This window comes from Bacillus sp. V3B (genome assembly GCF_024494465.1).
Lineage (GTDB): Bacteria > Bacillota > Bacilli > Bacillales > Cytobacillaceae > Bacillus_BD.
This window is the reverse complement of sequence record NZ_JAETXM010000047.1, coordinates 1-8,467: the sequence shown is the minus strand read 5'-3', so window position 1 is coordinate 8,467 and position 8,467 is coordinate 1. Positions and strand designations below refer to the sequence as shown.

Here is an 8,467-nt window from a genome sequence, read left to right as displayed (position 1 = left end):
CTATGATCCTACCGTGACCTGAAAAAACGAGTTTACATTCAATGACAAACATTTCTCTAATGACTGCTTCTGTTGTATCACGAATTTTATACGGACCCCATCATAATCTGGTTCAATGAAGGCGCTGCTTGGCATATGGTCAATTAATAAATCCCCTGCAAATAGCCACTTACACTCTTTATGATAAAAGGCGACCTGATCTGGAGCGTACCCTGGAATTCCCAAAATATCAAAGCCCAAAAGTTGATTATTAGTAAATTCTTGGAGATTGCAAAAGTAGCAGAAAAGCTTCATGTATCTCATTCTGCTATTAGCCAAGCCATTTCCAGCTTGGAATCTGAACTGGACATAACGATTTTCAATCGTTCACGTTCAGGAAGCAAGTGTAAAAGTTGGCCCCTACCATTTGTAGAGAACCAACTAAAATTCATTTCATATAGCTTGTAATGAACCAAGGACCTGTCCCTCAAAACCCATTAGAGTGTCCCCGATTCTAATTGAAATCCTTCTATAAACACATCTTCATCGATTTCTATCAATAGGCACCGTTTTCCCTCGTACGTAATGTATTTTAGGTTTTTCAGCTCTTTCGGATTGACGGATAGATTTGCGACCTTCGTTTCGATTTTTATGGTTTTAGGGACTAAACTGCTTGCTTTAAATTCATGTGTTTCATCAGCTATAACAGCTTTAAAGGCATGTTCCACCTTCGCCGTATCTACATCTTCGACCCCGCTTACCGTTAAGATGCGCTCGATGTCTCGATGATCCAATATAGGAGATTCGCTTTCTTCCTCTTCTTCTTGCTCTTGAACCATCTTATCTATTTCCTCATAAACATTGGAAATAGTCCTTGAATCCACCTCGTCACCTATCACTGATTTTAATATCAGTTCGAAGCTGTCCTTTTCCTCGGCAGCAGTTATGATGTCCTCACAATTGAGAACATCTCCAATAAAGGTATAATTCGGTTGATTTGCCTTTCCAGCACAGTAGAGAATATGATTCACATCTGCCGAATTGTCATTAAAGGCTGGGAATAGAAAGCCTAACAATGGAGAGGATAAATTAATAATCGGATCAACGGCATCATTCGGTTTGAATTCTTTCTCAATATAATCAAACAGCAGCGTTTTTTTCGGTTGATCAATTTTATTGAGACTGCAAAGGGTAAAGTGACTGGAATAAACTTCATCATCCCCGCCCTCCTCAGATTCCAGACCCCGTTTTCGGGTTGGTTTCCGATATTCTCCCCGGATAAACGTCACCACGGTATCAAATTCATAAACAGTATGAGCAAACATTTTCGCGACGATTTGGAGCATGTTTTCTTGCCAATCCGTCGACCCCACATGTAATCCTTTGAAAAGAAGGGTTTGCATGCTGTCTTCCACATCACTCCTGAATTTTAGTTCAAACAGTTTGGAATCAAGCTGACCTGTCAAAACCTTTTTAAAGTTTGTCAAAAACAATTCCTGTGTTTCCTGTTCTAACATTTGAAACGGCTGACTGACATGATGATAAATCTCACCTGATTCGCTCTTCACATAAACGTTGAAGATTTCACGAATATTCATTAGGTAGTTATCTAATTTAAATTGCTTCCGGATATTAGCGATATCTTTTTTATTCATTTAAGTTCAACTCCCATTCCTGATTATACTGTTCAGACATAAAAATAGGAATACTCGATAGCTCCTGCTCTCTATTTCTATTTTTTTCAATTTAAATGGATAGAAGTATATTGAAAACACTCATTTTACAAAAGGATTGATTAGTCAACGTCAACTTCATATTTTCCGCTTATGAGTAACATATTTCATGACCTTCTCTACAAATGACACAACGAAATACAGTCCAAACAGAAATACAATGAAACCGAGAAATAAGCAAAGGAAGACAAAGTACATTTAAATTACTTTTCCTTCCATTTATAAGGATCCTTGTCCTCCTCCTTTTACCTCTATCCAGGGAGGTTGAACAGGTTTTATTAATTGAAATGGCAATGCCATCTGTCACGACAGCTTCAATTATATTGGCCTTATATCACGCAGATGAAGACTACGGAGTCATGCATACATTAGTTACAAACTTATTGTGCTTAGTGACGATCCCTGCAATTGTTTTACTTGGTGGGATGTTACTCTAATAGAGAGTATCAATATACCCATATTAATATTCAAGTATTTAAACTTTCAGAGAGAGTAGGTTAAATAAGTTGATTTGATAGCGAACAATGCATTGTTCGCTATTTCTTTGTGTGCTTACTACTATTAGAATAAAAACCGCATTTAGAAAGATGAAGTTTACAGATTTTCAGAAAGCTTTTTACATAAAAAAACGTACCTTTCTCATACTAATTGGGAGGTGAATAGATTGAAATTTGCATGGATTTTTGGACTTATGTTAATCGCTCAGCAATCACAGGTACCAGATGATTTAACTCTTATTCATGAACAAGAACCAGTTATGACGATCAATCGTTCTGACTTGTCTGCATCTATGCCTGGATTTGGTTTCCCTTTAGTTGACACGCCGAAACTCGAGCTGGTTGCGAATCAACTTGACAAACAGATTCGGAAAGAAGCGATTGATGCGACTCTCGATGATTATGGTCAGATTGTTTCTGAACAAGCTGGAGTTGAATTAAATAGAGCCGTTTTCAAGGATCACTTTTATACTTACTTTTATAAAAAAGGACCGTCAAATCTAGATGTTCCAGTACGTATGCTGTATCCTCGCGTGGATAGTGAGCTGCTTGCACAAATTAAGACCAAGATGATTGGCCATTACGTAACGTATTTCAATGTCCGGAACAAGGAGAGGTCTCATAATATATTTCTTGCAGCTAAAGGTATTAATAATCAGGTTGTTTTTCCTGGAGAAACCTTTTCTTTTAATCAAAGAGTCGGAAATCGCACCAAGGAAAAGGGCTATCTTCCTGCACCTATCATCGTAAAAGGAGAGCTTTCAGAAGGGATCGGTGGCGGGATATGCCAAGTGTCCTCTACCCTATTTAATGCTGTTGATCGCTCAGGACTCCATATTTTACAACGTTATTCCCATAGTAAGCGTGTTCCTTATGTTCCTCCTGGACGTGACGCGACGGTTAGTTGGTGGGGGCCTGATTTTTCTTTTAAAAATGAATACAATCAGCCAATTCTTATTCGGGCAAAGGTCCAATCAGGAATGATGATCGTTCTCGTCTTTTCCTCCGATGATATTAATGTCAACCGGAAACAAATTCCTAGTATGAGTAATAAACTTCCCCTTGAGACAGAAATGCGAGAAGCCAGCACCTAATTTTACTTTTTTTAGTCGAGAGATGTTATTTTACAGAGGCTATTAAGTTAGAAAGAGCAATTGAATATGCTTCAAAAGTGAATGATGCCGTGCATGATTCACTTTTTTTGTAGAAAAACAAAGTGTATTTTACCGAAATAGAGTCTAACAAGACAATAAGAAAGATCCTGATCAAATTCGCCCCGCCGAATTTGCGCCCGGATTTTTATCGAGCTCGCTCGATCAATTACCTTTAAAAAATCCGAGGCATCCGCCGGAGGCTTAACTTCATTCAGTCGGGGTTTGAACCCCCACTGAATCAGAGAGCTTTTTGCATTCATCCCCCACTTACAGAAGTGGAGGACTTCTGCTGAATGAAGTTAAAAAAGTATAAGTTATTAAGACATGGTCGGCACGCTTATTATGCTGAAGCAACAAATTAGATACCGATCGCTTTCCTTTATAGGAACCGACCTAGCTCTTTTCCTCGTTTTCAGTCACCATAGATCTTTTTGGGTTACCGTTCTGACTTTTTTTCTCTGTTTTGGTCACCATAACCCCTTCTTGGTGACCGACCTATTCATTTTTATCATTCTGAAGAACAAGTACGTACGATGTATGCTTCTAAAACATAGCCACTTTTGCAAAAAACAAATAAGTCCTCATCCTTTTCAAAAATAAAATGATCATGAATACTTTGACAATATAAATTTCTTAAAGTGATAACAATCACCGCTACTTTTCGTTTCTCTTGTATAATAGGATAAGAGAAATATATTTTTCTTGGCATTTTTTTATTATAAATGCCAAGTTAAGCTACTGTGCAGTAAGGATATTTTCTTTTACCTCAAGAAGTAATCCTGTACCACTAAGAAACACTTATCACTTTATTAATAATAATAGGAGGATCAGTAATGGGAGAGACAACAAAAATTAAAACAGTCTGCGGCTATTGCGGAACGGGCTGTGGACTTATTCTAGAAGTAGAAGATAATAAAATTGTTAAATCCCGTGGGGACAAGGAAGCACCTGTCAACAAAGGCCAAACATGTATAAAGGGTGGATTTGGTTTTGGCTTTGTTCAAGCGGAAAGTCGTCTGAAATCTCCACTTATCCGTAAAGCTGGAAAACTTGTGGAAGCCACTTGGGAAGAGGCTTACAGCTACATTGTTGAAAAATTAAGCCATATCAAAACGACATTTGGACCTGAAGCGATCACAGCGTTTGCTCCAGCAAGGGCTTCGAACGAAGTAAACTATATCACGCAAAAATTCATGCGAACAGCGATCGGTAGTAATAATATTGATGGCTGTAACCGAACCTGACACGCTCCAAGCGTTGCCGGTCTGGCAACTATATTTGGCAGTGGATCTCCAACCAATACAATCGAAGACTTTGAACGTGCAGAAGTCCTATTATTAATGGGTTCCAATACAACAGAAGCCCATCCAATTATTGCAAATCGCATGAAAAAAGCGGCTAAAGCAGGGCTAAAAATCACTGTGATCGATCCTCGAAAAATCGATATGGTGAAAAGTGCAACACGTCACCTACCACTTCATGTTGGTTCAGATATTGCATTTATTAATGCATTAATGCACGTCATTATTAAAGAAGAATTATATAACCCAGCTTTTATTGAGAAACATACAGCTGAATTTGATCAATTAAAAGATCAAGTAAAAATATTTACACCTGAGTACGCAGCAACCATTACTGGATTGTCACCACAGGATATTATTGACACAGCGAGAGAATATGCAACCGCAGATAAAGCAATGATTGCGTATACATTAGGAATTACCGAGCATCATTGCGGTGTAAACAATGTCTTTGATATCGGAAACCTAGCTCTGTTAACTGGCCATATCGGAAGAGAAGGCTGCGGCATTATGCCATTACGTGGACAAAACAATGTTCAAGGTGCAGGTGATATGGGAGCTTTACCTAACCAATTACCTGGTGGTGTTAGCCTAACAGACGATGATTATCGTGCCCGATTTGATAAAGCTTGGAATATCACCATCAACCCAATGGCTGGTGATACGCAAACAAGAACGTTTGAAAAAATGGAGAATGGGGATGTAAAAGCCCTCTATGTTATTGGTGAAAACCCAATTATGGCAGATGTTCATATGAACCATACGAAAAAAATATTTGAAAAACTTGATCTTTTAATTGTTCAAGACCTTTTCTTAACAGAAACGGCTGAATTAGCAGATGTTGTCCTCCCTGCAAGATCATGGGGAGAAGTAGAAGGTACTTTTACAAATACCGATCGCCGCATCCAACGTGTGCGCAAAGCTATTGAACCACACCCGAATACGAAAGAGGACTGGGAAATTCTTTGTGACTTATCAACTAGACTTGGCTATCCGATGAGTTATGAAAACAGCGAACAAATTTGGGATGAAATGCGTTCCCTTGCTTGGGAAGTCTACGGTGGAATTTCCTATGAAAGACTAGAAAAGGAATATAGTGTCCATTATCCATGTCCAGATAAATCACATCCAGGTACATTGGTCCTTCATACAAGGTTCCACGAAGAGCTAGAAAATACGCAACCATCTTCATTCGTTCCTGTTACTTATACGGAACCGGTTGAACTTCCTGATGAAGTATATCCGTTTACACTTACAACAGGACGACGCCTTGAATCTTATAATACACATACGCAAACACGTCATTATGCGGGCGGTGTAAAAATAAGACAAACAGAAGAAACAGCGGATATTAATCCTGAGGATGCTTTGAAACTTGGAATTGAGTCAGGTGATCTTGTAGAGATTTCATCAAGAAGAGGAGCAGTAAAAGTAAAAGCTAAAGTGACAGAACAAGTCCCTTCAGGCCTTGTCTTTATGAGCTTCCACTTCATTGATGTACCAACAAATGTCTTGACCATTAATGAATATGATCCTATTTCAGGAACAGCTGAATTTAAAGCATGTGCGATTAAAGTAACACCATTACCTAAAGAATCGTTAGCTTAAAGTAAACCTGTAAAGCACTAACTGACTTCATCCATTCATGACAGAATTCCTTAATCCAAGAAGTTGTGTAATGAATGATCAAATTCGCCCCGCCGAATTTGCGCCCGGATTTTTATCACGCTTCAGAAAGCCACATCCTGTGGCTTTCGCCTGACTAGGACGTCCTGTCCGTCGTCGAGCTCGCTCGATAAATTACCTTTAAAAAATCCGAGGCATCCGCTGGAGGCTTAACTTCATTCAGCTGGGGTTTGAACCCCCACTGAATCAGAGAGCTTTTTGCATTCATCCCCCACTTACAGAAGCGGAGGACTTCTGTACCTGTCGCAAGCTTTCGGTACAAAAAGCATTTGCTGAATGAAGTTAAACCTTTATCATAGCCAAGGGGCTGTCCCATAAGATGTCTGACATCCACAATACATTCAACCTAATTGTAGATGAATGTATTGTGGTATCTGATACCTTTTCTTTTGGGACAGCTCCTTTCATTTTTTATAGGAATCAATTTTGCTGAACAACTTAAAATGCATACTTTCTTTAAATTCAGGGTATTATCCTCTACTGTACTCAGCAAACACCATTAGTATATTTTATATACTTGATATATTTATTATATTAAGTATACTAATTATATAACCGAATGACAATTGAGGTGATTCTTATTCAAATTTGTCCATACTTAGAGGCTTCTTTTCAAATATTAGGAAGAAAATGGAATGGCCTTATTATCCACTATTTATCTCTTTGCAAGGACGGTACGGCTCATTTTACAGAAATAAAGCGAGATCTTCCCGATATTACAGCAAGAGCCCTTTCTCTAAAATTATCTGAACTCACAGAGTTTGGATTATTAGAGAAAAAAGTCGTAGGTGGATCTCCTGTCACGATCTCCTACGAGTTAACGGAAAAAGGACGATCGCTTTCTAATGCACTCGGGCCTATTCAACAGTGGGCACAAAACTATAAGCTTCTTGATTCATCTGTAAATCAAGACCCCGGAGGGAAACAACATGAATAATAATAACAATAATATGATTTGCGATCTAGAAACAGGCGTTTGTGGATCAGGAGAAGATGAAGAAATGGAAATGATCAATCTAAATGAACCACAAAAAAAGTTGACTCTTTACTATGTAACAGATCCTATCTGTTCTCACTGCTGGGCTCTTGAACCTGTTCTTCGTCGGTTTGAAAAGCAATATGGTCATTATTTCAATGTTCAAACCGTTATGGGTGGTTTACTAGAAAAATGGGGTGATGGATTCGCTGACGTAAGTAACGGTATTTCTGGACCTTCAGATGTTGCTGGTCACTGGAGAGAAGTGGGAGAACATTCCCGCATGCCCATTGATGGATCGGTTTGGCTCGAAAATCCTATTTCATCTTCCTACCCACCATCCCGTGTTTTTAAAATCATTCAAAAAGAGAATGAACAACTTGCATCTGTCTTTTTGCGTCGAGTAAGAGAAGCAGTGTTTGCTTTTAATCGAAATATTTCAGAAGACAAAGTTTTAATTGATATTGTGAATAACATAGGACTAGATGGAAAAAAAGTGGTGAAAGAAGCAAACCTTCCTGAAAGCCAAGATCTATTAAATAAAGACTTTACACTTGCAAGAAGCTTAGGTGTCAGAGGATTTCCAACCATCATTCTTGTAAATGAAGAAAATAAAGGGGTTAAAATGGTTGGAGCACGTCTATTTGACTATTATGTTCAAGGTTTAAAACAACTTCTAGAAACGGATGAAGTGAGTGCCAAATCACAACCATCATTATCAACCCTCCTTCAACAAGAAGGTTTATTATTCTCACGAGAAGTGGAAGAAATGTATAATCTTGAACAAAAGGATGTTCAGTCCTTTATTCAAAAAGAACTTTCAACACAACAATATCAACAAAAAGAAGTTCTTGGTGAGAGCTACATCGAAAGCAAATAATGACACAGATTTCTACGAAAGTATTTGTCCTTGATAGACGAATAAATGTTATTATTTGATCAGACCCTATAAAGAAAACTTCCATCAGTGGGAGGCTTCATCCTCCGCTGATGGTTAGTCACGCAGAGTCCGATTGACTTTTCGAAGGACTAAAGTCCAAGAAGATTCTTGTCTCACTTATCGAACTCTTAAGGGCAATTGACCTCCCACCTCAAGATTCTTTGTACACTCAGAATCTTGAGGTGGGAGTCTTACTGCTCG

General features: G+C 38.5%; 7 protein-coding genes. 6 read left to right on the top strand and 1 reads right to left on the bottom strand.

The annotated features are described in order from the left end of the window. The first annotated feature begins 180 nt into the window (after window positions 1-180). Window positions 181-447: a helix-turn-helix domain-containing protein gene (locus JMM81_RS22140; RefSeq protein ID WP_256243716.1), complete on the top strand. Its 267-nt coding sequence runs from the start codon at window positions 181-183 to the stop codon at window positions 445-447. 29 nt (window positions 448-476) lie between these two features. Here the strand turns inward: JMM81_RS22140 and JMM81_RS22135 are convergent, their stop codons facing one another. After that, complete coding sequence (locus JMM81_RS22135) at window positions 477-1,634, bottom strand: DUF4317 domain-containing protein (protein WP_256243715.1); 1,158 nt, start codon at window positions 1,632-1,634, stop codon at window positions 477-479. Between the two features lie 365 nt (window positions 1,635-1,999). Here JMM81_RS22135 and JMM81_RS22130 point away from each other — a divergent pair, with 365 nt between their 5' ends. From JMM81_RS22130 to JMM81_RS22110, 5 genes are all read left to right on the top strand, one after another. Then, window positions 2,000-2,149, top strand: coding sequence for a hypothetical protein (locus JMM81_RS22130; protein ID WP_256243714.1), 150 nt, complete (start codon window positions 2,000-2,002; stop codon window positions 2,147-2,149). A 254-nt stretch (window positions 2,150-2,403) separates the two neighbouring features. Beyond that, window positions 2,404-3,303, top strand: coding sequence for a VanW family protein (locus tag JMM81_RS22125; RefSeq protein ID WP_256243718.1), 900 nt, complete (start codon window positions 2,404-2,406; stop codon window positions 3,301-3,303). 893 nt (window positions 3,304-4,196) lie between these two features. Beyond that, window positions 4,197-6,272: a formate dehydrogenase subunit alpha gene (gene fdhF / locus JMM81_RS22120; protein ID WP_256243713.1), complete on the top strand. Its 2,076-nt coding sequence runs from the start codon at window positions 4,197-4,199 to the stop codon at window positions 6,270-6,272. A gap of 658 nt (window positions 6,273-6,930) precedes the next feature. Continuing rightward, window positions 6,931-7,287, top strand: coding sequence for a winged helix-turn-helix transcriptional regulator (locus tag JMM81_RS22115; RefSeq protein WP_256243717.1), 357 nt, complete (start codon window positions 6,931-6,933; stop codon window positions 7,285-7,287). Next, window positions 7,280-8,206: a DsbA family protein gene (locus JMM81_RS22110; RefSeq protein WP_256243712.1), complete on the top strand. Its 927-nt coding sequence runs from the start codon at window positions 7,280-7,282 to the stop codon at window positions 8,204-8,206. Before JMM81_RS22115 ends, JMM81_RS22110 begins: the two co-directional genes overlap by 8 nt. The last annotated feature ends 261 nt before the right edge of the window (window positions 8,207-8,467 follow it).

Bases quoted from the DNA above. Each gene is read 5' to 3' on its own strand.
- JMM81_RS22140 (WP_256243716.1), top strand. From the start codon at position 181: ATGATAAAAGGCGACCTGATCTGGAGCGTACCCTGGAATTCCCAAAAT.
- JMM81_RS22135 (WP_256243715.1), bottom strand. From the start codon at position 1,634: ATGAATAAAAAAGATATCGCTAATATCCGGAAGCAATTTAAATTAGAT.
- JMM81_RS22130 (WP_256243714.1), top strand. From the start codon at position 2,000: ATGGCAATGCCATCTGTCACGACAGCTTCAATTATATTGGCCTTATAT.
- JMM81_RS22125 (WP_256243718.1), top strand. From the start codon at position 2,404: ATGTTAATCGCTCAGCAATCACAGGTACCAGATGATTTAACTCTTATT.
- JMM81_RS22110 (WP_256243712.1), top strand. From the start codon at position 7,280: ATGAATAATAATAACAATAATATGATTTGCGATCTAGAAACAGGCGTT.